The sequence below is a fragment of the Romboutsia lituseburensis genome (genome assembly GCF_024723825.1).
Lineage (GTDB): Bacteria > Bacillota > Clostridia > Peptostreptococcales > Peptostreptococcaceae > Romboutsia_F > Romboutsia_F lituseburensis_A.
In genome coordinates, this window is sequence record NZ_JANQBQ010000001.1 from 2,268,320 (window position 1) to 2,292,937 (window position 24,618).

The window sequence follows — 24,618 nt, forward strand, 5'->3', positions numbered from 1 at the left end:
GGACAATAGAAATAATTCTATTGTCCTTTTTTTGTAAATTTTTATAAAAATTTAATATTATTTTATAGCTTGTGCTCCTTTTTGTAAAGCTTCTTTATTTAATGGAACAAACTTTTCTTTACTTGGTCCAAAAACTTTTTTGAAAGCTTCTAAAACTGAATCCATTTCTACTGTTGATTCTGTTTGTAAATAAGCACCTAACATTATCATATTTGCAACTCTAGGATTTCCTAATTCTAAAGCTAAATCATTCGCAGGTATATAATGAACTTCAACATCATCTCTTTCAACCTTTTTGTGTATAAGAGAGCTGTTTACTAATATTTTTCCACCTGGCTTAACTTCTCTTTCAAACTTATCTAAAGATGGTAAGTTCATAACTATAGCACAAGTAGCATCTCCTGTTATAAGTGGTGAACCTACTGGCTTATCAGATACAGTTACTGCACAGTTAGCTGTACCTCCACGCATTTCTGGTCCATATGATGGTAACCAAGAAACTTCCTTACATTCTAGCATTCCTGCATAAGTAAGTAATTGTCCCATAGACATAACACCTTGACCACCGAATCCGGCACATATTACTCTAGCTGTAGACATATTACTTCACCTCCCCATTAAGATCAACATCTTTTACATTTCCTATAGGATAATATGGCATCATATTATCTCTTAACCATTGTAAAGCATCATTTGGAGCTAATCCCCAGTTAGTTGGACAAGTAGATAATACTTCAACTATACCAAATCCTAATCCAGCTTGTTGAACTTGGAAAGCTTTCTTTATTGCTTTTTTAGCTTTTCTAACATTAGCAGGAGTATCTACAGAAACTCTCTCTACGAATACTGCACCTGGTAATGTAGATAACATTTCGCTCATTCTTATTGGGAAACCTTGTTTATCTATTTCTCTACCTCTAGGAGCTGTAGTAGCTTTTTGCCCAACTAATGTAGTTGGAGCCATTTGCCCTCCAGTCATTCCGTAGATAGCATTATTTACGAATATAGTAGTGAATTTTTCTCCTCTAGCTGCAGCATGAACTATTTCAGCTGTACCTATTGAAGCTAAGTCTCCATCCCCTTGGTATGTAAATACAGTCTTATCAGGATGAACTCTCTTTATTCCTGTAGCAGCTGCTGGTGCTCTACCATGAGATGCTTCTTGCATATCACAGTTAAAATAGTTATAAGCTAAAACTGAACATCCAACTGGAGCAACACCTATAGTATCTCCTAACACATCTAATTCTTCTAATACTTCTCCTACTAATCTATGAATTATACCATGAGTACATCCTGGACAGTAATGTGTTTGAGCTTCTGTTAAACCGTTAGTTTTCTTAAATACAACTGACATTATCTAGCACCTCCTACAGCTAATTGACTTTCTACTACTTCTCTAGCTTTGTTAGCTATACCTTCTGGATCAGGTATCATTCCTCCAGCTCTTCCATAGAAGTGTACTGGCACTCTACCTTCAACAGCTAATCTTACGTCTTCTACCATTTGCCCCATACTCATTTCAACTGTTAATAAGTTTTTAGCTTCTGGTATTTGGTTAAATGCTTCGAATGGGAATGGCCATAAAGTTTTAGGTCTTATAAGACCAGCTTTTATACCTTCTCCTCTTAATATATCTATAGCATTTTTTACTATTCTTGCAGTAGTTCCGTAAGCTACGAATACTAGTTCTGCATCTTCAGTTTTATACATTTCATAGTCTACTTCGTTCTTTTCTATTTCTTTATACTTAGCTTCTAATTTTATACAATGTTTTTCTAACTCATCTGGTTGTAAGTATAATGAGTTGATTACATTAGGTTTTCTTTGTCCTTTAGTTCCTACTGTAGCCCAGTCTTTAGGTGCTAAGTCTCTTTTCTTAGGAGCCTTAAATTCTACTGGTTCCATCATTTGTCCTATCATACCATCAGCAACTACCATAACTGGTGTTCTATAGTAATCTGCTACATTGAAAGCTTCCATTATCATATCAACTGCTTCTTGAACAGTAGCTGGAGCATAAACTGGAGTTCTATAATCTCCGTTTCCTCCTCCTCTTGTAGACATAAAGTAGTCAGCTTGAGAAGGTTGTATTCCACCTAATCCTGGACCACCTCTCATTACGTTTACTACAACACAAGGAAGTTCTGCACCTGCAGCATATGTTATCCCTTCTTGCTTTAATGCTATTCCTGGAGAAGATGAAGAAGTCATAACTCTAGCTCCTGCACCTGCTCCTCCATATATCATGTTTATAGCAGAAACTTCTGATTCTGCTTGAACAAATACTCCTCCAACGTTAGGTAATTCTCTAGACATATATTCTGGTAATTCATTTTGTGGTGTTATTGGGTAACCGAAGAAATATTTACATCCAGCTTCTATAGCTGCCTTTCCAAATGCTTCGTTACCTTTCATAAGTATCTTAGCCATTAAAATTCCCCCTTAATTTTTAATTAGTCTCTCTCTACTGTTATAACAGAGTCTGGACACATAGTAGCACAGTTTGTACATCCTATACACTTATCCATATCAACAACTGTTGCTGGATTGTAGCCCTTCTTATTGATATGAGTATTGTCCATTGCTACAATTTTCACTGGACATGCTTCTACACATAATCCACAACCTTTACAAAGGTCTTGATTAAAAGATACTGTTCCTTTAGCCATTTTCCTATGCCCCCTTAAAATCTTTCTATATATTTGAGCTCAAATTACATCCAAGCTTCTCTCATATAAAGCTGTATTGGGAATATCTCCCCTTCTAAGTCTTTAGGTAATTCAGGTACAAGATTTTCTAAACATGCAACATACTTAACTGGTATATTACATAATTTTGATACTTCCTGTACTAGTTTTTGCCCTCTTAATACATCTTCTACAGTAGTAGATCTGATAAGATGGGTATTGTTTATAAGTCCTGTTACTTTTAAACCTGAAGACTTTTCTATTGCTCTTATATGATCAATGACCTTGTCAGCAGTCTGAGTTTGCTCTCTATTTGCATTTACTACACAAAACATATCATAATCATTTTCTTTTATTAAATGATTAAATCTTCCTACCACTCTAGCACCTACATTATCTCCTCCAACATCTATAACATAGTCATAAGATTCATCATTCATTGGAGTTGCTACTTGAGCTGATACTGCGGGTAAATCTAAAGTTGGTGCATCTATTGAACTATCTATTGGAAGTATATCTAAAGATTTTAATAAGTCTTTTTTCTCTCTAGTTCTAAAATAAACATTCACTACATCTAAGTCTGCTAAAGCAACTTTTCCTTTTACTTCTTTTCTTAACTTAGTTACATAGTTAATTGCAAATTCACTTTTTCCACTTCCATAATGTCCTATTATGATTCTTATTCTTTTATCATTAATTATCATTCATCTCACCCATTAAGTCATATAATCATTTATATATGTTATTTGTTAGTATAGTATTTTTAATATTACATACACTCTATAGCCAATCCATAAACTTGTGGTTCCTCTTCTTTAGTTAAAACTCTTAGCCCTCCTTGTGCTAATGCTATCATTTCATCTTCACCAGGATAAATTTTAACTTCAGATATATACTTAACTCTATCTTCTATCATGTTTGTAAATAATTTAGAGTAAGCAATTCCACCAGTTAAAAGCACTAAATCTACATTGCCTTTAAGAACTGATGCACATGCCCCTATTTCCTTACTTACTTGATAGGCCATAGCTTCATAAACTAGTTTAGCTTTTTCATCGCCTTTAGATATTCTTTCTTCAACTTCTCTACCATCATTAGTGTTTAAATATCCTACTAGACCACCATTACCTTTAATTCTCTTTTTAATTTGATCTAAAGTATATTTTCCACTAAAGCACATTTTTACTAAATCACCTACTGGTAAACCACCACTTCTCTCTGGAGAAAATGGTCCTTCACCATCAAGTGCATTAGCTACATCTATAACTCTACCTTTTTCATGAGCCCCTACAGATATTCCTCCACCCATATGAGCTACTATAAAGTTACATTCACTATATTCTTTTTCTAATTCTTTTGCTGCTCTTCTTGCTGTAGCTTTCTGATTAAGAGCATGGAATATACTCTTTCTATCTATTTCTGGTATACCTGATACCCTTGCTACATCGTTCATTTCATCTACAACAACTGGATCTACTATGTATGATGGTATATTAACTTCATCACCTATTTGTTTAGCTATAATTCCACCTAAATTTGATGCATGTTCACCTAGCACCCCAACCTTTAAATCCTCTATCATAGCTTCATTTACTGAATAAGTTCCACCTTTTATAGGCTTTAAAAGTCCACCTCTACCTACTACAGCATCTAAGTCTGAAGTTTTCACTCCACCTTCCGCTAAAGCTTCTTCTATTACTGTTTTTCTAAATTCAAATTGATCTGATATTTTTTCATATTGGCCTATTTCTTCTGAAGAATGTCTTAAAGTTTTTTCAAATACTAAATCTTCATTGTCAAATACAGCTATCTTAGTTGACGTTGATCCTGGATTTATTGTCAGTATTTTAAATACATTATTCATGTGGCTATACCCCCTAATATATTAAGCTTTAGCTGCCATTAATACGCCTAAAGCTATTGAATTTAACTTAGTTTCTTCGTTGTCAGCCCTTGAAGTTAATATAATTGGTGCTTTAGCCCCTACTATAACACCTGCATTTTTTGATTTTGAGAAAAATACTAAAGATTTATATAATATATTTCCAGCTTCTATGTCTGGAGCTAATAATATATCTGCTTTGCCTGCTACTGGATGATTTATGCCTTTATGATTTGCAGCTTCTAATGATACAGCATTGTCTAGTGCGAATGGTCCACCAACTATGCATCCTTTGATTTCGCCTCTTTCACACATTTCTTCTAATTCTTTTGCATCTATTGTATCTTGCATTTTAGGATTTACTTTTTCTTTAGCACATAATGCAGCTACTTTTGGAGTGTCTATATCTAATGAATGTGCTACTGTGCATGCATTTTCTATAATTTGTTTTTTAATATTCACATCTGGAGATAAGTTCATAGCTGCATCTGTTATAAAGAATAATCTATCATATCCTTCAACATCAAATACTGCAACATGGCTTAAAACATTTCCAGTTCTTAAACCTACTTCTTTATTTAATACAGCTTTTAGGATTATTGATGTATCTACTAACCCTTTCATAACCATATCTGATTTACCTTGTGATACCAATTCAACTGCTTTTAGAGATGCTTCTGATAAGTCTTTTATGTCTATTAATTCATAGTTATCTAAATCTATATTTATGCTACTTGCTATCTCTCTTGTCTTTTCTATATCGCCTATCAAAATAGCATTAGCTATCTTCTCTTTTCTTGCCATTTCTACAGCCATTAAAACTTCTTTATCATGACAACATGCTACGGATATAGTTTTAGGACCTCTTTCTCTTGCAAACTTTACTACTTCTTCAAAGTTTCTCATCTACTCCCACCTCTTTTTATATCTAGTGAAAATCTCACTTTACTTATCTAGTTAAATAGCTTGACCCCTTTTAAGCTATTTATACTTTGCTATAAATATCAACTCTATATTTTATATTTAGCAAAAAAATTTACTATTTAAAATATATTATATAACCTGTGATGTATGACTAAATGATGATTATTTTGAATACTGTATGCATAAAAAATTTTAATATTTATTAACTTTTTTAATTTAAGTTGTTTTTTATATTTAAATTATACATTTTTTAGCAACGTTTTCCTAGTCTATTTTAAGTTTTTTAATTTTTCAGATTATTGCCTTATAATGTCTCTTCACTTTTATAGTATTACTAAAATAAATAAGATGCAACAAAAACATCATTTTTTTTACCTTAAATGATAATTTTCATTGCACCTTATTTTAGTTTATTTTATAAAATTATAGTGTTTTATCTGGAGCTATAACCACATTTTTTATATCAGACTTTGTTTCATACTTTATATCATATTTTTGATTTTCACTAATATCTTGTGACATATCTATATATAAGACTATATCTTCTTTTATTATAGTACCGATATTTTCTAAGTACTCTATATTTACATTTATATTATCTGGTATCTCTATATTAGATATATTAGTATTTTCTGTTTTATTTCTTATTTGAATTTCAGGCTTTGTATAAACAAAGGATTCTTTAATTGTTTTTACTGTTTTGAGTTTAATAGTTATATATTTTGTATCTGTACTTATTCCATCAGGTATATTTAATCCAAAATCCTTTGATGTGCTATTAGCAATATCATTTATATTCAATGGCTCTGTTTCTATATACTCAATTTTATCTACATCATCTTTTTTACCTTTTATAACTATATTTTCTTGACTCAATGTATAATCTTTTAGTTTTATATCTGGATTACTATCTTGTGTGAATTTAATTTGTATAGGTACAGTTTTTTCTTTTAACAATTCTACATTTACTGTTACTGATGATTTTTCTAGTTCAACATCTTTTACTTCATTTCCATCCTTGTCTACTGGAAATAGTCTTATTTGAGCAGTAAAGTCATTTGTGTTTGACCCTACATCAACTACTCCAACAATTTTATCTACCAATTTAACTTGGCTTCTAGGACCTGAAACTCCTATACTATCTATACCTTTATCAACAGTTGCTCTAGCTACATTTAACTTATGTTTACCTTCTGCTTGTATATCAATCGGTTTTTGCTCACTTACTATTTTTTCTAGATTAACTATAAGAATATTATTTCTAATCTCATGAGTTACTTGTCCTGGAGTATTAGCTCTTAGATAAATATCATTACTTCCCTCCATAGGATTATTTATTTGACCATAAATATGTATGTTATCTTTATTAACCTTTTGTAGTTTAGATAGTTTACCAGATACAGATATATCTGTAGTAAGATCCATTTTAGGATAAATTACAAGATCTTTATCTCTTAGTTCATCCATGTTACTTATAGTTACTGGCATCCCTTCAAATAGTTTTGTCTCTTCTGGGTCAACTACTGCCATAACATATAACCATAACACTAATGCACTCAACAGGGATATTAATTTTATTTTTGTATTAGTTTTAAATTTCTCTATCATCTGAATATACCACCTTTAAAAAAGCTTTTCTCTTCTGATTTTGATTTCAAATTGCTTCTTAGTATATTTGTCATTCTATCTTTAGAAATATTTCTGTATAGCTTCCCTGCTTTAGCTATAGATACATCTCCAGTTTCTTCTGAAACTATAAGCGATATACAATCCGAAACCTCACTAACACCTATTGCTGCCCTATGCCTTGTACCTAAATCTTTACTTAAATCCTTACTTTCTGTCAATGGTAAAAAGCATGCTGCTGCTTTTACTTGAGAATCTCTAACTACTACTGCACCATCATGCAACGGAGTATTTGGAATAAATATATTAATTAATAATTGTCTAGATACTTGTCCATCTATGCTTGTACCAGTATTTATTATTTCACCTATTTTAGTTTGTCTTTCCATTATAATAAGTGCACCAATCTTCTGTCTTGATAAAGAATATAATGCTTCTACTATCTCTTCTATTGTATTATTAAGTGAATCTTCTGAAACACTCGGTCCATTTTTCCCAAAAAAATTAAATTTGGCTCTCCCTATATGCTCTAGACCTGCTCTAAGTTCTGGTTGAAATATTATTACAGCTGCTAAAACACCAATTTCTAAACTCTTAACTAATATCCAATAAAGAGTATGTAATTTAAATGTTTCGCTTAATTGAGTTGCTACTAACAAGAATAATATCCCCTTTAAAACTTGTTCTGCTCTCGTATCTTTTATAAACATAAATATTTTATAAAAAATATATGCTACTATGGATATATCAACTACATCATTTATAGTTATTCTTGAAATTATATCCACAAAACCACTGAAAAAAGAATTTATATCCAACACAGTTTTATCCTCCTGTTTGAAAACTTCCTAAATAAACATTTTAATCTTTTACACTATGTATTATACTATATAAATCTAACTATATACAAATTATTTACAATTAGTTAATAGTTTAGTCTATAGAGTTAATGTTATTTATATCTATAAAAAAAAAGTTTCACTAAAGTGAAACTTTCTTTATTGGTGAGCGCACAGGGATTCGAACCCCGGACACACGCCTTAGAAGGGCGTTGCTCTATCCAGCTGAGCTATGCACCCATATTTTATTATGGAGCGGGAAACGAGATTCGAACTCGCGACTTCAACCTTGGCAAGGTTGCGCTCTACCACTGAACTATTCCCGCAGATACAATGGCGGGAATAACAGGACTCGAACCTGTGACCCATTGATTAACAGTCAATTGCTCTACCAACTGAGCCATATTCCCGCATATTTAATTAAGTTGGCGACCTGGAAGGGACTCGAACCCTCGACCTCCAGCGTGACAGGCTGGCATTCTAACCAGCTGAACTACCAGGCCGCATATATGGTGGGACTAACAGGGCTCGAACCTGTGACCCCCTGCTTGTAAGGCAGGTGCTCTCCCAGCTGAGCTATAGTCCCATAAATTTAATCTGGAGCGGGTGAAGGGGATCGAACCCTCACAGCCGGCTTGGAAGGCCGGAACTCTACCATTGAGCTACACCCGCATATTTAATTGGTGACCCATAGGGGAATCGAACCCCTGTTACCGCCGTGAAAGGGCGGTGTCTTGACCGCTTGACCAATGGGCCATAAATGGTTGCGGAGGCAGGACTCGAACCTGCGACCTTTGGGTTATGAGCCCAACGAGCTGCCAACTGCTCCACCCCGCGATGGTGTTAATGGTGCCGAAGACCGGAATCGAACCGGTACGAGAGGTAAGTCCCGCAGGATTTTAAGTCCTGTGCGTCTGCCAGTTCCGCCACTTCGGCACATTACGTGGCTACGTCTTACTCTCCCAGGGGGTCGCCCCCCAAGTACCATCAGCGCTAAAGAGCTTAACTTCTGTGTTCGGAATGGGAACAGGTGTATCCTCTTTGCTATAATAACCACATAATTTTAAGTTGTTGTCCCTTAGGACAAGTATTATATTAACATTTTCAATTTAAAATGTCAATGCTTTTTTCAAAGTTTTTTATTAATACTTTGAAAACTGTATATCATTTAGAATGAATCATTTTGTTGGTCAAGTCCTCGACCTATTAGTATCGATAAGCTAAATACATTACTGCACTTACACCTTCGACCTATCAACCAGGTAGTCTTCCTGGGGTCTTACCCTTACGGTGGGAAATCTTATCTTGAAGTTGGCTTCGCGCTTAGATGCTTTCAGCGCTTATCCATTCCGTACATAGCTACCCAGCCATGCCCTTGGCAGAACAACTGGTACACCAGAGGTACGTCCATCCCGGTCCTCTCGTACTAAGGACAGGTCTCCTCAAATTTCCTACGCCTGCGACGGATAGGGACCGAACTGTCTCACGACGTTCTGAACCCAGCTCGCGTACCACTTTAATGGGCGAACAGCCCAACCCTTGGGACCTACTACAGCCCCAGGATGTGATGAGCCGACATCGAGGTGCCAAACCTCCCCGTCGATGTGGACTCTTGGGGGAGATAAGCCTGTTATCCCCAGGGTAGCTTTTATCCGTTGAGCGATGGCCCTTCCATGCGGTACCACCGGATCACTAAGTCCGACTTTCGTCCTTGCTCGACCTGTATGTCTTGCAATCAAGCTTCCTTTTGCCTTTGCACTCTTCGCACGATTTCCGACCGTGCTGAGGAAACCTTTGAGCGCCTCCGTTACTTTTTAGGAGGCGACCGCCCCAGTCAAACTGCCCACCTGACGGTGTCCCAAGACCTGATTCAAGGCCTATGGTTAGGATCCCAGTACTACAAGGGTGGTATCCCAAGGATGACTCCACACAAACTGGCGTTCATGCTTCATAGTCTCCCACCTATCCTGTACATGTAGTACCAAGACCCAACGTCAAGCTACAGTAAAGCTCCATGGGGTCTTTCCGTCCTGTCGCAGGTACCCGGCATCTTCACCGGGATTACAATTTCACCGAGTCTATTGTTGAGACAGTGCCCAAATCGTTACGCCTTTCGTGCGGGTCGGAACTTACCCGACAAGGAATTTCGCTACCTTAGGACCGTTATAGTTACGGCCGCCGTTTACTGGGGCTTAAGTTCACTGCTTCGGATTGCTCCTGACAGATCCCCTTAACCTTCCAGCACCGGGCAGGCGTCAGCTCCTATACATCGTCTTGCGACTTAGCAGAAACCTGTGTTTTTGGTAAACAGTCGCTTGGGCCTATTCTCTGCGGCCATCCAAAGGATGGCACCCCTTCTCCCTAAGTTACGGGGTCATTTTGCCGAGTTCCTTAACAATAGTTCTCTCGCTGGCCTTAGGATACTCTCCTCACCCACCTGTGTCGGTTTACGGTACGGGCGCCTTTAAACTCGATAGAGACTTTTCTCGACAGTGTGAAATCAGCTACTTCGCTACTAAATTTCGCTCCCCATCGTACCCCAGCATTATCTAGACGGATTTGCCTATCTAGACTGCCTCAGTACTTAGCCACACATAACCAACAGTGTGGTTAGCTTATCCTACTGTGTCATCCCATTTCTCAAACGCTTATTGGCGGTACAGGAATATCAACCTGTTGTCCATCACCTACGCCTTTCGGCCTCGGCTTAGGTCCCGACTAACCCAGGGCGGACGAACCTTCCCCTGGAAACCTTGGGTTTACGGCCCGTGGGATTCTCACCCACGTCTCGCTACTCATGCCAACATTCTCACTCGTATACTGTCCACATGTCCTTACGGTCATGCTTCAGCCTGCATACGAAGCTCCCCTACCCATCATAATGATGCCGTAGCTTCGGTAGTACGTTTTAGCCCCGGAAATTTTCGGCGCAGGATCACTCGACCAGTGAGCTATTACGCACTCTTTAAATGAGTGGCTGCTTCTAAGCCAACATCCTGGTTGTCTGTGCAATCCCACATCCTTTACCACTTAACGTACATTTAGGGACCTTAGCTGACGATCTGGGCTGTTGCCCTCTTGACTATGAATCTTATCACCCACAGTCTGACTCCCAAGTAAAAGAAAACGGCATTCGGAGTTTGATAGTCTTCGGTAAGTGCAATACCCCCTAGGACATTCAGTGCTCTACCTCCGTTTCTCTACGCTTGAGGCTAGCCCTAAAGCTATTTCGGGGAGAACCAGCTATCTCCGGGCTCGATTGGAATTTCACCGCTATCCACAAGTCATCCCCGAGCTTTTCAACGCTCGTGGGTTCGGTCCTCCACGAAATTTTACTTTCGCTTCAACCTGCTCATGGATAGGTCGCCCGGTTTCGGGTCTACGTCAAGTAACTTAGGTCGCCCATTTAAGACTCGCTTTCGCTACGGCTCCACACCTGAAGTGCTTAACCTTGCTACTTAACGTAACTCGTTGGCCCGTTCTACAAAAAGTACGCGGTCACACAAGAAATGTGCTCCCACAGCTTGTAAGTGCAGGGTTTCAGGTTCTATTTCACTCCCCTCCCGGGGTTCTTTTCACCTTTCCCTCACGGTACTATGCGCTATCGGTCACTAGGTAGTATTTAGGCTTGGAGGATGGTCCCTCCTGCTTCCCACAGGGTTTCACGTGTCCCGTGGTACTCTGGATCATGCTAGTAGCTTTCTCGTTTCAATTACAGGGCTATTACCTTCTATGGCGGAGCTTTCCAACTCTCTTCATTTACGATAGTGCATCCATGTTGCATGTCCGCAACCCCAACGAAGAAAACTTCATTGGTTTGGCCTTATCCGCGTTCGCTCGCCGCTACTTACGGAATCGAATTTCTTTCTTTTCCTCCAGGTACTTAGATGTTTCAGTTCCCCGGGTTCCCCTCATTAAGCTATGTATTCACTTAACAATACTTAGACATTACTCTAAGTGAGTTTCCTCATTCGGAAATCTTCGGATCAAAGTTTACGTGCAACTCCCCGAAGCTTATCGCAGCTTATCGCGTCCTTCATCGGCTCCTAGTGCCAAGGCATCCGCCCTGCACCCTTAATAACTTGACCAGTTATTAAAATTTGTAATTTTAAAGACTTTTCTTGTCGATGATATTTTTAAAAGTTATCTTCTTCATATATAAAATGATGTCATATCACTAAATGTTATACAGTTTTCAAAGTACTAAAGTACATCGCCAACGAATAATTTTCGCATACGCTCAACTTATTCCGTTGCTTAAAGTACTAATGGTGGAGATGAGGAGGATCGAACTCCTGACCCCTTGCGTGCAAGGCAAGTGCTCTCCCAGCTGAGCTACACCCCCATACTATTTTTCGACAGTAGATATTTTACTATCTAAGTCATTTTTTGTCAATAAGAATTTTTATTTTTTTATAAAAACTCTCAAAATTAAACAGTAGGCAATTCTCCTTAGAAAGGAGGTGATCCAGCCGCACCTTCCGATACGGCTACCTTGTTACGACTTCACCCCAGTTATTGGCTTCACCTTCGACGGACGCTTCCAAAAGGTTAGCTATCCGGCTTCGGGCGCCTCCAACTCCCGTGGTGTGACGGGCGGTGTGTACAAGACCCGGGAACGCATTCACCGCAGCATTCTGATCTGCGATTACTAGTAACTCCAGCTTCATGTAGGCGAGTTTCAGCCTACAATCCGAACTGAGAATGGCTTTAAGGGATTAGCTCCGCCTCACGACTTGGCCGCCCTCTGTACCACCCATTGTAGCACGTGTGTAGCCCTAAGCATAAGGGGCATGATGATTTGACGTCATCCCCACCTTCCTCCAGGTTATCCCTGGCAGTCCCTCTAGAGTGCCCAACTTAATGCTGGCAACTAAAGGCAAGGGTTGCGCTCGTTGCGGGACTTAACCCAACATCTCACGACACGAGCTGACGACAACCATGCACCACCTGTCACTTCTGTCCCCGAAGGGAAATCTCCGATTAGGGAGAGGTCAAAAGGATGTCAAGCTTAGGTAAGGTTCTTCGCGTTGCTTCGAATTAAACCACATGCTCCGCTACTTGTGCGGGTCCCCGTCAATTCCTTTGAGTTTCACTCTTGCGAGCGTACTTCCCAGGCGGAGTACTTAATGCGTTAGCTGCGCCACCGAGGGGGGTAACCCCCGACAGCTAGTACTCATCGTTTACGGCGTGGACTACCAGGGTATCTAATCCTGTTTGCTCCCCACGCTTTCGTGCCTCAGTGTCAGTTACAGTCCAGAGAGCCGCCTTCGCAACTGGTATTCCTCCTAATATCTACGCATTTCACCGCTACACTAGGAATTCTACTCTCCTCTCCTGCACTCAAGTCTCTTAGTTTCAAAAGCTTACTACGGTTGAGCCGTAGCCTTTCACTTCTGACTTAAGAAACCACCTACGCACCCTTTACGCCCAGTAATTCCGGATAACGCTAGCCCCCTACGTATTACCGCGGCTGCTGGCACGTAGTTAGCCGGGGCTTCCTCCTCAAGTACCGTCATTATCTTCCTTGAGGACAGAGCTTTACGACCCGAAGGCCTTCATCGCTCACGCGGCGTTGCTGCATCAGGCTTTCGCCCATTGTGCAATATTCCCCACTGCTGCCTCCCGTAGGAGTTTGGACCGTGTCTCAGTTCCAATGTGGCCGATCACCCTCTCAGGTCGGCTACTGATCGTCGCCTTGGTAAGCCGTTACCTTACCAACTAGCTAATCAGACGCGGGTCCATCCTGTACCGCCGGAGCTTTGATACTTCTACCATGCGATAAAAGTATGTTATCCCGTATTAGCATACCTTTCGGTATGTTATCCGTGTGTACAGGGCAGGTTACCCACGCGTTACTCACCCGTCCGCCGCTCTCTTCCGAAGAAGATCGCTCGACTTGCATGTGTTAGGCACGCCGCCAGCGTTCATCCTGAGCCAGGATCAAACTCTCAAATAAAAGTTGTCCATTGCTCAGCTAATCATTATCTGAATATCTGGCTTGGTTGTTTGTGTTTAATTCTATAAAGAATTATGTTTGTTTCTATAAATTAACCTACTGTTTAATTTTCAAAGTTCTTATATGGTAGCGGTAACAGGAGTCGAACCTGTGACCTTTCGGGTATGAACCGAACGCTCTAGCCAACTAAGCTATACCGCCACATAAATGGTGCCCAGAAATGGAATCGAACCATCGACACAGGGATTTTCAGTCCCTTGCTCTACCGACTGAGCTATCTGGGCAAATACTTTTGGTGGGCCTAGCTGGACTCGAACCAGCGACCTCACGCTTATCAGGCGTGCGCTCTAACCACCTGAGCTATAGGCCCTAATTACTTGGTCGAGGTGAAGGGACTCGAACCCCCGGCCCCCTGGTCCCAAACCAGGTGCGCTACCAAACTGCGCTACACCTCGAAATAATTATTTCTTCTAATTTGAATTTTATAAAAAAGTGGCAGGGGTGGAGGGACTCGAACCCCCGGCGCACGGTTTTGGAGACCGACGCTCTACCAACTGAGCTACACCCCTATAAAATTTTTGGTGGACCATCAGGGACTCGAACCCCAGACCTACCGGTTATGAGCCGGGCGCTCTAACCAACTGAGCTAATGGTCCATCTCTTGGTCGAGGTGAAGGGACTCGAACCCCCGGCCCCCTGGTCCCAAACCAGGTGCGCTACCAAACTGCGCTACACCTCGACACTTTAACTGGCGGAGAAGGAGGGATTCGAACCCTCGCACCGGTTTACCCAGCCTAATCCCTTAGCAGGGGATCCTCTTGAGCCACTTGAGTACTTCTCCGAATATTTAAGTAATGGCGGAGAGGGTGGGATTCGAACCCACGGTGCCGTTAAGCATCACTGGTTTTCAAGACCAGCTCCTTAAACCACTCGGACACCTCTCCGTAATTGGTGATCCATCCGCGACTCGAACGCGGGACACCCTGATTAAAAGTCAGGTGCTCTACCGACTGAGCTAATGGATCATATTTGGCAGGGAATGCAGGACTCGAACCTACGCATGTAGCAGTCAAAGTGCTATGCCTTACCGACTTGGCGAATTCCCTATGTAAATGTGGTGAGCGCACAGGGATTCGAACCCCGGACACACGCCTTAGAAGGGCGTTGCTCTATCCAGCTGAGCTATGCACCCACATTGTTTTATAAAGTGGTGCGGATGAAGGGAGTCGAACCCCCACGCCGTAAAGCGCCAGATCCTAAGTCTGGTGCGTCTGCCAATTCCGCCACATCCGCATTCTTTATTTTTGGTGGAGGATGGTGGATTCGAACCACCGAAAGCAATGCTAACAGATTTACAGTCTGCCCCCTTTGGCCGCTCGGGAAATCCTCCACATTTGGAGCTAGTGATAGGAATCGAACCTACAACCTGCTGATTACAAGTCAGCTGCTCTACCGTTGAGCCACACTAGCATATTGGCGGGAATAACAGGACTCGAACCTGTGACCCATTGATTAACAGTCAATTGCTCTACCAACTGAGCCATATTCCCGCGTATTAATTTAATTGGCGACCTGGAAGGGACTCGAACCCTCGACCTCCAGCGTGACAGGCTGGCATTCTAACCAGCTGAACTACCAGGCCGCGTATTGGTGGGACTAACAGGGCTCGAACCTGTGACCCCCTGCTTGTAAGGCAGGTGCTCTCCCAGCTGAGCTATAGTCCCGGGATATTGGTGACCCATAGGGGAATCGAACCCCTGTTACCGCCGTGAAAGGGCGGTGTCTTGACCGCTTGACCAATGGGCCTCAACGCGGCTACGTCTTACTCTCCCAAGGGGTCGCCCCCCAAGTACTATCAGCGCTAAAGAGCTTAACTTCTGTGTTCGGAATGGGAACAGGTGTATCCTCTTTGCTATAATAACCACATTGTGTTTTTGTCCTCTTTCGGACAAGTATTATATTAACATTTTTTTCTTTTTCTGTCAATATATTTTTTTATTTTTTAGAGTTAATACTCTGAAAACTGTATATCATTTAGATTGAATCATTTATTGGTCAAGTCCTCGACCTATTAGTATCGATAAGCTAAATACATTACTGCACTTACACCTTCGACCTATCAACCAGGTAGTCTTCCTGGGGTCTTACCCTTACGGTGGGAAATCTTATCTTGAAGTTGGCTTCGCGCTTAGATGCTTTCAGCGCTTATCCATTCCGTACATAGCTACCCAGCCATGCCCTTGGCAGAACAACTGGTACACCAGAGGTACGTCCATCCCGGTCCTCTCGTACTAAGGACAGGTCTCCTCAAATTTCCTACGCCTGCGACGGATAGGGACCGAACTGTCTCACGACGTTCTGAACCCAGCTCGCGTACCACTTTAATGGGCGAACAGCCCAACCCTTGGGACCTACTACAGCCCCAGGATGTGATGAGCCGACATCGAGGTGCCAAACCTCCCCGTCGATGTGGACTCTTGGGGGAGATAAGCCTGTTATCCCCAGGGTAGCTTTTATCCGTTGAGCGATGGCCCTTCCATGCGGTACCACCGGATCACTAAGTCCGACTTTCGTCCTTGCTCGACCTGTATGTCTTGCAATCAAGCTTCCTTTTGCCTTTGCACTCTTCGCACGATTTCCGACCGTGCTGAGGAAACCTTTGAGCGCCTCCGTTACTTTTTAGGAGGCGACCGCCCCAGTCAAACTGCCCACCTGACGGTGTCCCAAGACCTGATTCAAGGCCTATGGTTAGGATCCCAGTACTACAAGGGTGGTATCCCAAGGATGACTCCACACAAACTGGCGTTCATGCTTCATAGTCTCCCACCTATCCTGTACATGTAGTACCAAGACCCAACGTCAAGCTACAGTAAAGCTCCATGGGGTCTTTCCGTCCTGTCGCAGGTACCCGGCATCTTCACCGGGATTACAATTTCACCGAGTCTATTGTTGAGACAGTGCCCAAATCGTTACGCCTTTCGTGCGGGTCGGAACTTACCCGACAAGGAATTTCGCTACCTTAGGACCGTTATAGTTACGGCCGCCGTTTACTGGGGCTTAAGTTCACTGCTTCGGATTGCTCCTGACAGATCCCCTTAACCTTCCAGCACCGGGCAGGCGTCAGCTCCTATACATCGTCTTGCGACTTAGCAGAAACCTGTGTTTTTGGTAAACAGTCGCTTGGGCCTATTCTCTGCGGCCATCCAAAGGATGGCACCCCTTCTCCCTAAGTTACGGGGTCATTTTGCCGAGTTCCTTAACAATAGTTCTCTCGCTGGCCTTAGGATACTCTCCTCACCCACCTGTGTCGGTTTACGGTACGGGCGCCTTTAAACTCGATAGAGACTTTTCTCGACAGTGTGAAATCAGCTACTTCGCTACTAAATTTCGCTCCCCATCGTACCCCAGCATTATCTAGACGGATTTGCCTATCTAGACTGCCTCAGTACTTAGCCACACATAACCAACAGTGTGGTTAGCTTATCCTACTGTGTCATCCCATTTCTCAAACGCTTATTGGCGGTACAGGAATATCAACCTGTTGTCCATCACCTACGCCTTTCGGCCTCGGCTTAGGTCCCGACTAACCCAGGGCGGACGAACCTTCCCCTGGAAACCTTGGGTTTACGGCCCGTGGGATTCTCACCCACGTCTCGCTACTCATGCCAACATTCTCACTCGTATACTGTCCACATGTCCTTACGGTCATGCTTCAGCCTGCATACGAAGCTCCCCTACCCATCATAATGATGCCGTAGCTTCGGTAGTACGTTTTAGCCCCGGAAATTTTCGGCGCAGGATCACTCGACCAGTGAGCTATTACGCACTCTTTAAATGAGTGGCTGCTTCTAAGCCAACATCCTGGTTGTCTGTGCAATCCCACATCCTTTACCACTTAACGTACATTTAGGGACCTTAGCTGACGATCTGGGCTGTTGCCCTCTTGACTATGAATCTTATCACCCACAGTCTGACTCCCAAGTAAAAGAAAACGGCATTCGGAGTTTGATAGTCTTCGGTAAGTGCAATACCCCCTAGGACATTCAGTGCTCTACCTCCGTTTCTCTACGCTTGAGGCTAGCCCTAAAGCTATTTCGGGGAGAACCAGCTATCTCCGGGCTCGATTGGAATTTCACCGCTATCCACAAGTCATCCCCGAGCTTTTCAACGCTCGTGGGTTCGGTCCTCCACGAAATTTTACTTTCGCTTCAACCTGCTCATGGATAGGTCGCCCGGTTTCGGGTCTACGTCAAGTAACTTAGGTCGCCCATTTAAGACTCGCTTTCGCTACGGCTCCACACCTGAAGTGCTTAACCTTGCTACTTAACGTAACTCGTTGGCCCGTTCTACAAAAAGTACGCGGTCACACAAGAAATGTGCTCCCACAGCTTGTAAGTGCAGGGTTTCAGGTTCTATTTCACTCCCCTCCCGGGGTTCTTTTCACCTTTCCCTCACGGTACTATGCGCTATCGGTCACTAGGTAGTATTTAGGCTTGGAGGATGGTCCCTCCTGCTTCCCACAGGGTTTCACGTGTCCCGTGGTACTCTGGATCATGCTAGTAGCTTTCTCGTTTCAATTACAGGGCTATTACCTTCTATGGCGGAGCTTTCCAACTCTCTTCATTTACGATAGTGCATCCATGTTGCATGTCCGCAACCCCAACGAAGAAAACTTCATTGGTTTGGCCTTATCCGCGTTCGCTCGCCGCTACTTACGGAATCGAATTTCTTTCTTTTCCTCCAGGTACTTAGATGTTTCAGTTCCCCGGGTTCCCCTCATTAAGCTATGTATTCACTTAACAATACTTAGACATTACTCTAAGTGAGTTTCCTCATTCGGAAATCTTCGGATCAAAGTTTACGTGCAACTCCCCGAAGCTTATCGCAGCTTATCGCGTCCTTCATCGGCTCCTAGTGCCAAGGCATCCGCCCTGCACCCTTAATAACTTGACCAGTTATTAAAATTTGTAATTTTAAAGACTTTTCTTGTCGATGATATTTTTAAAAGTTATCTTCTTCATATATAAAATGATGTCATATCACTAAATGTTATACAGTTTTCAAAGTACTAAAGTACATCGCCAACGAATAATTTTCGCATACGCTCAACTTATTCCGTTGCTTAAAGTACTAATGGTGGAGATGAGGAGGATCGAACTCCTGACCCCTTGCGTGCAAGGCAAGTGCTCTCCCAGCTGAGCTACACCCCCATACTATTTTTCGACAGTAGATATTTTACTATCTAAGTCATTTTTTGTCAATAAGAATTTTTATTTTTTTATAAAAACTCTCAAAATTAAACAGTAGGCAATTCTCCTTAGAAAGGAGGTGATCCAGCCGCACCTTCCGATACGGCTACCTTGTTACGACTTCACCCCAGTTATTGGCTTCACCTTCGACGGACGCTTCCAAAAGGTTAGCTATCCGGCTTCGGGCGCCTCCAACTCCCGTGGTGTGACGGGCGGTGTGTACAAGACCCGGGAACGCATTCACCGCAGCATTCTGATCTGCGATTACTAGTAACTCCAGCTTCATGTAGGCGAGTTTCAGCCTACAATCCGAACTGAGAATGGCTTTAAGGGATTAGCTCCGCCTCACGACTTGGCCGCCCTCTGTACCACCCATTGTAGCACGTGTGTAGCCCTAAGCATAAGGGGCATGATGATTTGACGTCATCCCCACCTTCCTCCAGGTTATCCCTGGCAGTCCCTCTAGAGTGCCCAACTTAATGCTGGCAACTAAAGGCAAGGGTTGCGCTCGTTGCGGGACTTAACCCAACATCTCACGACACGAGCTGACGACAACCATGCACCACCTGTCACTTCTGTCCCCGAAGGGAAATCTCCGATTAGGGAGAGGTCAAAAGGATGTCAAGCTTAGGTAAGGTTCTTCGCGTTGCTTCGAATTAAACCACATGCTCCGCTACTTGTGCGGGTCCCCGTCAATTCCTTTGAGTTTCACTCTTGCGAGCGTACTTCCCAGGCGGAGTACTTAATGCGTTAGCTGCGCCACCGAGGGGGGTAACCCCCGACAGCTAGTACTCATCGTTTACGGCGTGGACTACCAGGGTATCTAATCCTGTTTGCTCCCCACGCTTTCGTGCCTCAGTGTCAGTTACAGTCCAGAGAGCCGCCTTCGCAACTGGTATTCCTCCTAATATCTACGCATTTCACCGCTACACTAGGAATTCTACTCTCCTCTCCTGCACTCAAGTCTCTTAGTTTCAAAAGCTTACTACGGTTGAGCCGTAGCCTTTCACTTCTGACTTAAGAAACCACCTACGCACCCTTTACGCCCAGTAATTCCGGATAACGCTAGCCCCCTACGTATTACCGCGGCTGCTGGCACGTAGTTAGCCGGGGCTTCCTCCTCAAGTACCGTCATTATCTTCCTTGAGGACAGAGCTTTACGACCCGAAGGCCTTCATCGCTCACGCGGCGTTGCTGCATCAGGCTTTCGCCCATTGTGCAATATTCCCCACTGCTGCCTCCCGTAGGAGTTTGGACCGTGTCTCAGTTCCAATGTGGCCGATCACCCTCTCAGGTCGGCTACTGATCGTCGCCTTGGTAAGCCGTTACCTTACCAACTAGCTAATCAGACGCGGGTCCATCCTGTACCGCCGGAGCTTTGATACTTCTACCATGCGATAAAAGTATGTTATCCCGTATTAGCATACCTTTCGGTATGTTATCCGTGTGTACAGGGCAGGTTACCCACGCGTTACTCACCCGTCCGCCGCTCTCTTCCGAAGAAGATCGCTCGACTTGCATGTGTTAGGCACGCCGCCAGCGTTCATCCTGAGCCAGGATCAAACTCTCAAATAAAAGTTGTCCATTGCTCAGCTAATCATCATCTGAATATCTGGCTTGGTTGTTTGTGTTTAATTCTATAAAGAATTATGTTTGTTTCTATAAATTAACCTACTGTTTAATTTTCAAAGTTCTTATCATTAACTCTTGCGAGTTTTTTCTTTATTTTTGCCCTTTTCTTAAGGACAAGTATAACTATACCATCTCATTTTTAAATCGTCAATAGTTTTTTTAAACTTTTTTTATTTTTTTATAAATTTTATTTTGCTATCTTAGTTTCATAAACATACTCATTAACCTTAACATTAGTTTTAGCAACATTTGTACGTTTTTTCTTGGTAGAAGACTTCATTATACACATAACATCTTTACAAAAAAATACCATTATGTCCATTATAAGAAAAGTAATACTGATCAAACAAATCCAATTAATAACTTGCGACATATTACATACCCCCAATTTATATTTTTATATACCTTTCTTTATTTTAATGATAGTTTCCTTTATAAAAATTATTCTATATATCTGCAATTTACTTTTTTTTATTATGTTTTTTATCAGTAATCCTATTACACTTCTAGTTTTCTTTAGTAATTTTTAAAGTTTACTGTTAAAATCTTTGTTTTATTTGGTAACTGTTTTTATCGTATACTAGCTATAATAAAATTTTCCCTACTTATTTTCTTCGTTTTTTATTATTTTATACATAAAAAAAAGATATCTCTTTAGCAGAGATATCTTTTCATTTATTATTCTTCGTCTGAATTTTTTCCTAATGGTTTCATTGTTGGGAATAATATAACGTCTCTTATAGATGGAGCATTAGTTAATAACATCATAACTCTATCTATACCTATTCCTAAACCACCTGTAGGAGGTAGACCTACTTCTAAAGCATTTATGAAATCTTCGTCCATATCACAAGCTTCATCGTCTCCTAGCTCTTTCTTTCTTAATTGATCCATGAATCTTCCTTTTTGATCTATTGGGTCATTAAGTTCAGAGAACGCATTAGCTAGCTCCCATTTATTTGCAAAAGCTTCGAATCTATCAGTTCTTCTTGGATCCTCTACATTTCTTTTAGCAAGCGGTGATACTTCAACTGGATGATGTGTTATAAAAGTAGGTTGAATTAATTTATCTTCTCCGAATTCTTCGAAGAATGCATTTATAACCTCTCCTCTTCTCATTCCAGGAGTTAACTCTATTCCTTTTTCCTTAGCAACAGCTAAAGCTTCTTCATCTGTATTTATAGTAGAGAAATCTACACCTGTGTATTCTTTTACACAGTCTTCCATTGTCATTCTTCTCCATGGAGGAGTAAAGTCTATTTCAGTTCCTTGGTAATTTATTTTCATGCTTCCTGTTGCAGCTTCAGCCATATGAGCAACAACATTTTCTGTTATTTCCATCATATCTGTATAATCTGCATAAGCTTGGTATAATTCTATAGCAGTGTATTCAGGGTTATGCTTTATAGACATACCTTCATTTCTGAACATTCTTCCCATTTCATATACTTTATCAAATCCACCTACTATAAGTCTCTTTAAGTATAATTCATTAGCTATTCTCATATACATAGGTATATCTAATGTATTGTGGTGAGTCATGAATGGTCTAGCATTAGCTCCACCAGCTATAGTGTTTAATATTGGTGTTTCAACTTCTAAGAATCCTCTTTCATCTAAGTAAGATCTTAAAGCTTTTAATGCTTTTGTTCTAGTCATAAATGCATCTTTTACTTCTGGGTTAACTATTAAGTCAACATATCTTTGTCTATATCTTAAATCTTGATCTTTTAATCCATGATATTTTTCTGGTAATATTTGAAGAGATTTGGATAATAATACAACTTCATTAGCTTTTACAGATATCTCTTCTTTTTTAGTTTTGAATACTTCACCTTCAACACCTATTATATCCCCTATATCATATGTAGAGAATACAGCGTATTCTTCTTCACCTATTCTATCTAATCTAACGTAGCATTGTATTCTACCTTCTTGATCTTGTATATCGATGAATCCAGCTTTTCCTTGGATTCTTTTGCTCATTATACGTCCTGCTATTTTAACTATTTTTCCTTCGAAGTTTTCGAAATCGTCTTTTATTTCCATAGAATTACTAGTTCTATCATATCTACTAACTTTAAAAGGATCTCTTCCCATTTCTTGTAATTTAGCTAATTTGTCTCTTCTTACTTGAAGAACTTCACTAAGGTCTTCTTGTAATTGATCATTGCTAACATTTTGTTGATCATTATTCATTTTCTTTCCTCCCAATTATAATAATTATCTTCTTATTTCTAATATCTTAAATTGTGCTACTCCATCTGGTACTTGTACTTCTACAACATCTCCTATAGTTCTTCCTAAAAGAGCTTTTCCTACTGGAGATTCATTTGATATTCTTCCTTCATATGGATCTGCTTCTGCTGAACCTACTATTGTATATTCAACTTCTTCATCGAATTCGACATCATTTACTTTAACGATAGATCCTATTGTAACTACATTACTGTCTATTTTGCTTTCATCTATGATAACAGCTCTTCTTATCATATTTTCTAGCTTCATTATTCTCTCTTCTACTTGAGCTTGCTCATTCTTAGCTTCATCATACTCAGAGTTTTCAGATATATCTCCGAAAGATATAGCTACTTTTATTCTGTCAGCTACTTCTCTTCTTCTTACAGTTTTTAGAAGTTCTACCTCTTCCTCTAATTTATCGTATCCTTCTTGAGTTAACAGTATTTCTTTCTTATCTTCCATAACCCCTACAACTCCTTCACTATGTATTTGGGATTTCTCCCAATTTTATTTTAAATTTTTATATACCTTGTTTTAATTTATGCGCTATATTATAAGTTACTATTATTCTAATGTCAAGCAGTCTTGCATGTACTCATTAAGCCTATTTACAACTTCTTGATGACTTTCTATCTTATTAATTTCATCTCTTATTCTTGCTGAATTTCTAAGACCTTTTAAATACCATGCTATATGTTTTCTCATTTCTCTTACAGCTATATATTCTCCATGTTCTTTAACTGCAAGATTTAAATGTTTTATAGCTGTATTTATTTTCTCTTCTAATGCAGGCTCCGATAATATTTCTCCTGTTTGCATATAATGATTAATTCTCTTAAATATCCAAGGATTTCCTTGCGCACCTCTACCTATCATTATAGCATCACAATTAGTTTTGTCTAACATATTTCTAGCATCCTCTACACTAAAAACATCTCCATTTCCTATAACTGGTATACCTATATTATTCTTTATTTCTGCAATTATATTCCAGTCTGCTTTTCCTGAGTAATATTGTTCTCTAGTTCTACCGTGTATAGCTAGTGCACTTATACCACTAGCTTCTGCTATTTTTGCAATTTCAACAGCATTTATACTATTGTCATCCCATCCTTTTCTTATCTTTAAAGTTACAGGTTTTTTAGAATTTTTAACAACCACTTTTAAAACTTCCTCTGCTAGTTTAGGATTTTTCATTAAAGCTGATCCATCTCCATTTTTTATAACCTTAGGAGCTGGACATCCCATATTTATATCTAATATTTCATTTGGATATTCATTCATTATTTCAGCAGCTCTTCCCATAAATTCCGGATCAGAACCAAATATTTGAACTGCGACAGGATGTTCTGCTTCTTCTATTTTTAGCATTTTTTTAGTATTTTCATCATCATAGCATAATGCTTTAGCATTTATCATTTCAGTGTAAAGCATACCACAGTTTTGTTCTTTACATATAAGCCTAAAAGGAAGGTCTGTAACACCCGCCATAGGTGATAAAAAAACTTTATTTTCTAATTCAAGATTACCTATTTTTATCATTTGTGTCCTCCTAATAATGTTGATTTTTATTATA

General features: G+C 40.5%; 13 protein-coding genes, 30 tRNA genes and 6 rRNA genes. All 49 read right to left on the bottom strand.

What is annotated here, in order from left to right:
- Positions 1-57: 57 nt before the first annotated feature.
- The 49 genes from NWE74_RS10835 to dusB all read right to left on the bottom strand — a co-directional run bounded on the left by NWE74_RS10835 (position 58) and on the right by dusB (position 24,581).
- Positions 58-600, bottom strand: a complete 543-nt coding sequence (locus tag NWE74_RS10835; protein ID WP_258243187.1) for a 2-oxoacid:acceptor oxidoreductase family protein — start codon at positions 598-600, stop codon at positions 58-60.
- Between the two features lies 1 nt (position 601).
- Complete coding sequence (locus NWE74_RS10840) at positions 602-1,357, bottom strand: thiamine pyrophosphate-dependent enzyme (RefSeq protein ID WP_092727234.1); 756 nt, start codon at positions 1,355-1,357, stop codon at positions 602-604.
- The gene (locus tag NWE74_RS10845; RefSeq protein WP_258243188.1) at positions 1,357-2,433 is read right to left on the bottom strand and encodes a 3-methyl-2-oxobutanoate dehydrogenase subunit VorB; all 1,077 of its coding nucleotides are present in this window, start codon (positions 2,431-2,433) and stop codon (positions 1,357-1,359) included. The genes NWE74_RS10840 and NWE74_RS10845 overlap by 1 nt, the downstream gene beginning before the upstream one ends.
- Positions 2,434-2,456: 23 nt before the next feature.
- A complete protein-coding gene (locus NWE74_RS10850) occupies positions 2,457-2,672 on the bottom strand; it encodes a 4Fe-4S binding protein (RefSeq protein WP_258243189.1) in 216 nt (71 codons plus the stop codon).
- 44 nt (positions 2,673-2,716) lie between these two features.
- Positions 2,717-3,394, bottom strand: a complete 678-nt coding sequence (locus NWE74_RS10855) for an ATP-binding protein (protein ID WP_258243190.1) — start codon at positions 3,392-3,394, stop codon at positions 2,717-2,719.
- Positions 3,395-3,459: 65 nt separating this feature from the next.
- Complete coding sequence (gene buk / locus NWE74_RS10860) at positions 3,460-4,554, bottom strand: butyrate kinase (RefSeq protein ID WP_258243191.1); 1,095 nt, start codon at positions 4,552-4,554, stop codon at positions 3,460-3,462.
- Between the two features lie 21 nt (positions 4,555-4,575).
- Positions 4,576-5,478, bottom strand: coding sequence for a phosphate butyryltransferase (ptb, locus tag NWE74_RS10865; protein WP_258243192.1), 903 nt, complete (start codon positions 5,476-5,478; stop codon positions 4,576-4,578).
- 441 nt (positions 5,479-5,919) lie between these two features.
- Positions 5,920-7,104: a YbbR-like domain-containing protein gene (locus tag NWE74_RS10870; RefSeq protein WP_258243193.1), complete on the bottom strand. Its 1,185-nt coding sequence runs from the start codon at positions 7,102-7,104 to the stop codon at positions 5,920-5,922.
- Positions 7,101-7,943, bottom strand: a complete 843-nt coding sequence (cdaA, locus tag NWE74_RS10875; RefSeq protein ID WP_258243194.1) for a diadenylate cyclase CdaA — start codon at positions 7,941-7,943, stop codon at positions 7,101-7,103. The genes NWE74_RS10870 and cdaA overlap by 4 nt, the downstream gene beginning before the upstream one ends.
- Positions 7,944-8,124: 181 nt before the next feature.
- Positions 8,125-8,201, bottom strand: a tRNA-Arg gene (locus tag NWE74_RS10880).
- An 11-nt stretch (positions 8,202-8,212) separates the two neighbouring features.
- Positions 8,213-8,287: transfer RNA gene (locus tag NWE74_RS10885), tRNA-Gly, on the bottom strand.
- A gap of 8 nt (positions 8,288-8,295) precedes the next feature.
- Positions 8,296-8,371 (bottom strand) — tRNA-Asn (locus NWE74_RS10890).
- Between the two features lie 16 nt (positions 8,372-8,387).
- Positions 8,388-8,464: transfer RNA gene (locus tag NWE74_RS10895), tRNA-Asp, on the bottom strand.
- Positions 8,465-8,471: 7 nt separating this feature from the next.
- Positions 8,472-8,547, bottom strand: a tRNA-Val gene (locus NWE74_RS10900).
- Positions 8,548-8,559: 12 nt separating this feature from the next.
- Positions 8,560-8,633, bottom strand: a tRNA-Gly gene (locus tag NWE74_RS10905).
- A gap of 9 nt (positions 8,634-8,642) precedes the next feature.
- Positions 8,643-8,717: transfer RNA gene (locus NWE74_RS10910), tRNA-Glu, on the bottom strand.
- A gap of 5 nt (positions 8,718-8,722) precedes the next feature.
- A tRNA-Met gene (locus NWE74_RS10915) sits at positions 8,723-8,798 on the bottom strand.
- Positions 8,799-8,808: 10 nt separating this feature from the next.
- A tRNA-Leu gene (locus NWE74_RS10920) sits at positions 8,809-8,897 on the bottom strand.
- Positions 8,898-8,902: 5 nt separating this feature from the next.
- Positions 8,903-9,019, bottom strand: a 5S ribosomal RNA gene (rrf, locus tag NWE74_RS10925).
- 128 nt (positions 9,020-9,147) lie between these two features.
- Positions 9,148-12,049, bottom strand: a 23S ribosomal RNA gene (locus NWE74_RS10930).
- Positions 12,050-12,230: 181 nt separating this feature from the next.
- A tRNA-Ala gene (locus tag NWE74_RS10935) sits at positions 12,231-12,306 on the bottom strand.
- 111 nt (positions 12,307-12,417) lie between these two features.
- Positions 12,418-13,920: ribosomal RNA gene (locus NWE74_RS10940) — 16S ribosomal RNA — on the bottom strand.
- A 124-nt stretch (positions 13,921-14,044) separates the two neighbouring features.
- A tRNA-Met gene (locus NWE74_RS10945) sits at positions 14,045-14,121 on the bottom strand.
- A 7-nt stretch (positions 14,122-14,128) separates the two neighbouring features.
- Positions 14,129-14,204 (bottom strand) — tRNA-Phe (locus NWE74_RS10950).
- A gap of 9 nt (positions 14,205-14,213) precedes the next feature.
- Positions 14,214-14,290: transfer RNA gene (locus tag NWE74_RS10955), tRNA-Ile, on the bottom strand.
- An 8-nt stretch (positions 14,291-14,298) separates the two neighbouring features.
- Positions 14,299-14,375 (bottom strand) — tRNA-Pro (locus NWE74_RS10960).
- 38 nt (positions 14,376-14,413) lie between these two features.
- Positions 14,414-14,489, bottom strand: a tRNA-Trp gene (locus NWE74_RS10965).
- Between the two features lie 10 nt (positions 14,490-14,499).
- A tRNA-Ile gene (locus NWE74_RS10970) sits at positions 14,500-14,576 on the bottom strand.
- A 6-nt stretch (positions 14,577-14,582) separates the two neighbouring features.
- Positions 14,583-14,659: transfer RNA gene (locus tag NWE74_RS10975), tRNA-Pro, on the bottom strand.
- 10 nt (positions 14,660-14,669) lie between these two features.
- Positions 14,670-14,761, bottom strand: a tRNA-Ser gene (locus NWE74_RS10980).
- Between the two features lie 14 nt (positions 14,762-14,775).
- Positions 14,776-14,864: transfer RNA gene (locus NWE74_RS10985), tRNA-Ser, on the bottom strand.
- 5 nt (positions 14,865-14,869) lie between these two features.
- A tRNA-Lys gene (locus NWE74_RS10990) sits at positions 14,870-14,945 on the bottom strand.
- A gap of 5 nt (positions 14,946-14,950) precedes the next feature.
- A tRNA-Gln gene (locus tag NWE74_RS10995) sits at positions 14,951-15,026 on the bottom strand.
- A 9-nt stretch (positions 15,027-15,035) separates the two neighbouring features.
- Positions 15,036-15,112, bottom strand: a tRNA-Arg gene (locus NWE74_RS11000).
- 16 nt (positions 15,113-15,128) lie between these two features.
- Positions 15,129-15,213: transfer RNA gene (locus NWE74_RS11005), tRNA-Leu, on the bottom strand.
- A gap of 12 nt (positions 15,214-15,225) precedes the next feature.
- Positions 15,226-15,310, bottom strand: a tRNA-Tyr gene (locus tag NWE74_RS11010).
- 5 nt (positions 15,311-15,315) lie between these two features.
- Positions 15,316-15,390, bottom strand: a tRNA-Thr gene (locus tag NWE74_RS11015).
- 4 nt (positions 15,391-15,394) lie between these two features.
- Positions 15,395-15,470 (bottom strand) — tRNA-Asn (locus tag NWE74_RS11020).
- 15 nt (positions 15,471-15,485) lie between these two features.
- Positions 15,486-15,562, bottom strand: a tRNA-Asp gene (locus tag NWE74_RS11025).
- A gap of 6 nt (positions 15,563-15,568) precedes the next feature.
- Positions 15,569-15,644: transfer RNA gene (locus tag NWE74_RS11030), tRNA-Val, on the bottom strand.
- Between the two features lie 7 nt (positions 15,645-15,651).
- A tRNA-Glu gene (locus tag NWE74_RS11035) sits at positions 15,652-15,726 on the bottom strand.
- A 3-nt stretch (positions 15,727-15,729) separates the two neighbouring features.
- A 5S ribosomal RNA gene (gene rrf, locus NWE74_RS11040) occupies positions 15,730-15,846 on the bottom strand.
- 125 nt (positions 15,847-15,971) lie between these two features.
- Positions 15,972-18,873 (bottom strand): 23S ribosomal RNA (locus NWE74_RS11045).
- A 181-nt stretch (positions 18,874-19,054) separates the two neighbouring features.
- Positions 19,055-19,130 (bottom strand) — tRNA-Ala (locus tag NWE74_RS11050).
- 111 nt (positions 19,131-19,241) lie between these two features.
- A 16S ribosomal RNA gene (locus tag NWE74_RS11055) occupies positions 19,242-20,744 on the bottom strand.
- Together the 16S, 23S and 5S rRNA genes with 30 tRNA genes alongside form the textbook arrangement of a ribosomal RNA operon.
- Positions 20,745-20,988: 244 nt before the next feature.
- On the bottom strand, positions 20,989-21,174 hold the full coding sequence (locus NWE74_RS11060; RefSeq protein ID WP_258243195.1) for a hypothetical protein: 186 nt from the start codon (positions 21,172-21,174) through the stop codon (positions 20,989-20,991).
- Positions 21,175-21,479: 305 nt separating this feature from the next.
- Positions 21,480-23,000 carry a lysine--tRNA ligase gene (lysS, locus tag NWE74_RS11065; RefSeq protein WP_092727414.1) on the bottom strand — a complete coding sequence of 507 codons (1,521 nt, stop codon included), beginning with the start codon at positions 22,998-23,000 and terminating at the stop codon, positions 21,480-21,482.
- A 24-nt stretch (positions 23,001-23,024) separates the two neighbouring features.
- On the bottom strand, positions 23,025-23,504 hold the full coding sequence (gene greA, locus NWE74_RS11070; protein WP_258243196.1) for a transcription elongation factor GreA: 480 nt from the start codon (positions 23,502-23,504) through the stop codon (positions 23,025-23,027).
- Positions 23,505-23,606: 102 nt separating this feature from the next.
- On the bottom strand, positions 23,607-24,581 hold the full coding sequence (gene dusB, locus NWE74_RS11075) for a tRNA dihydrouridine synthase DusB (protein ID WP_258244450.1): 975 nt from the start codon (positions 24,579-24,581) through the stop codon (positions 23,607-23,609).
- Positions 24,582-24,618 lie beyond the last annotated feature (37 nt).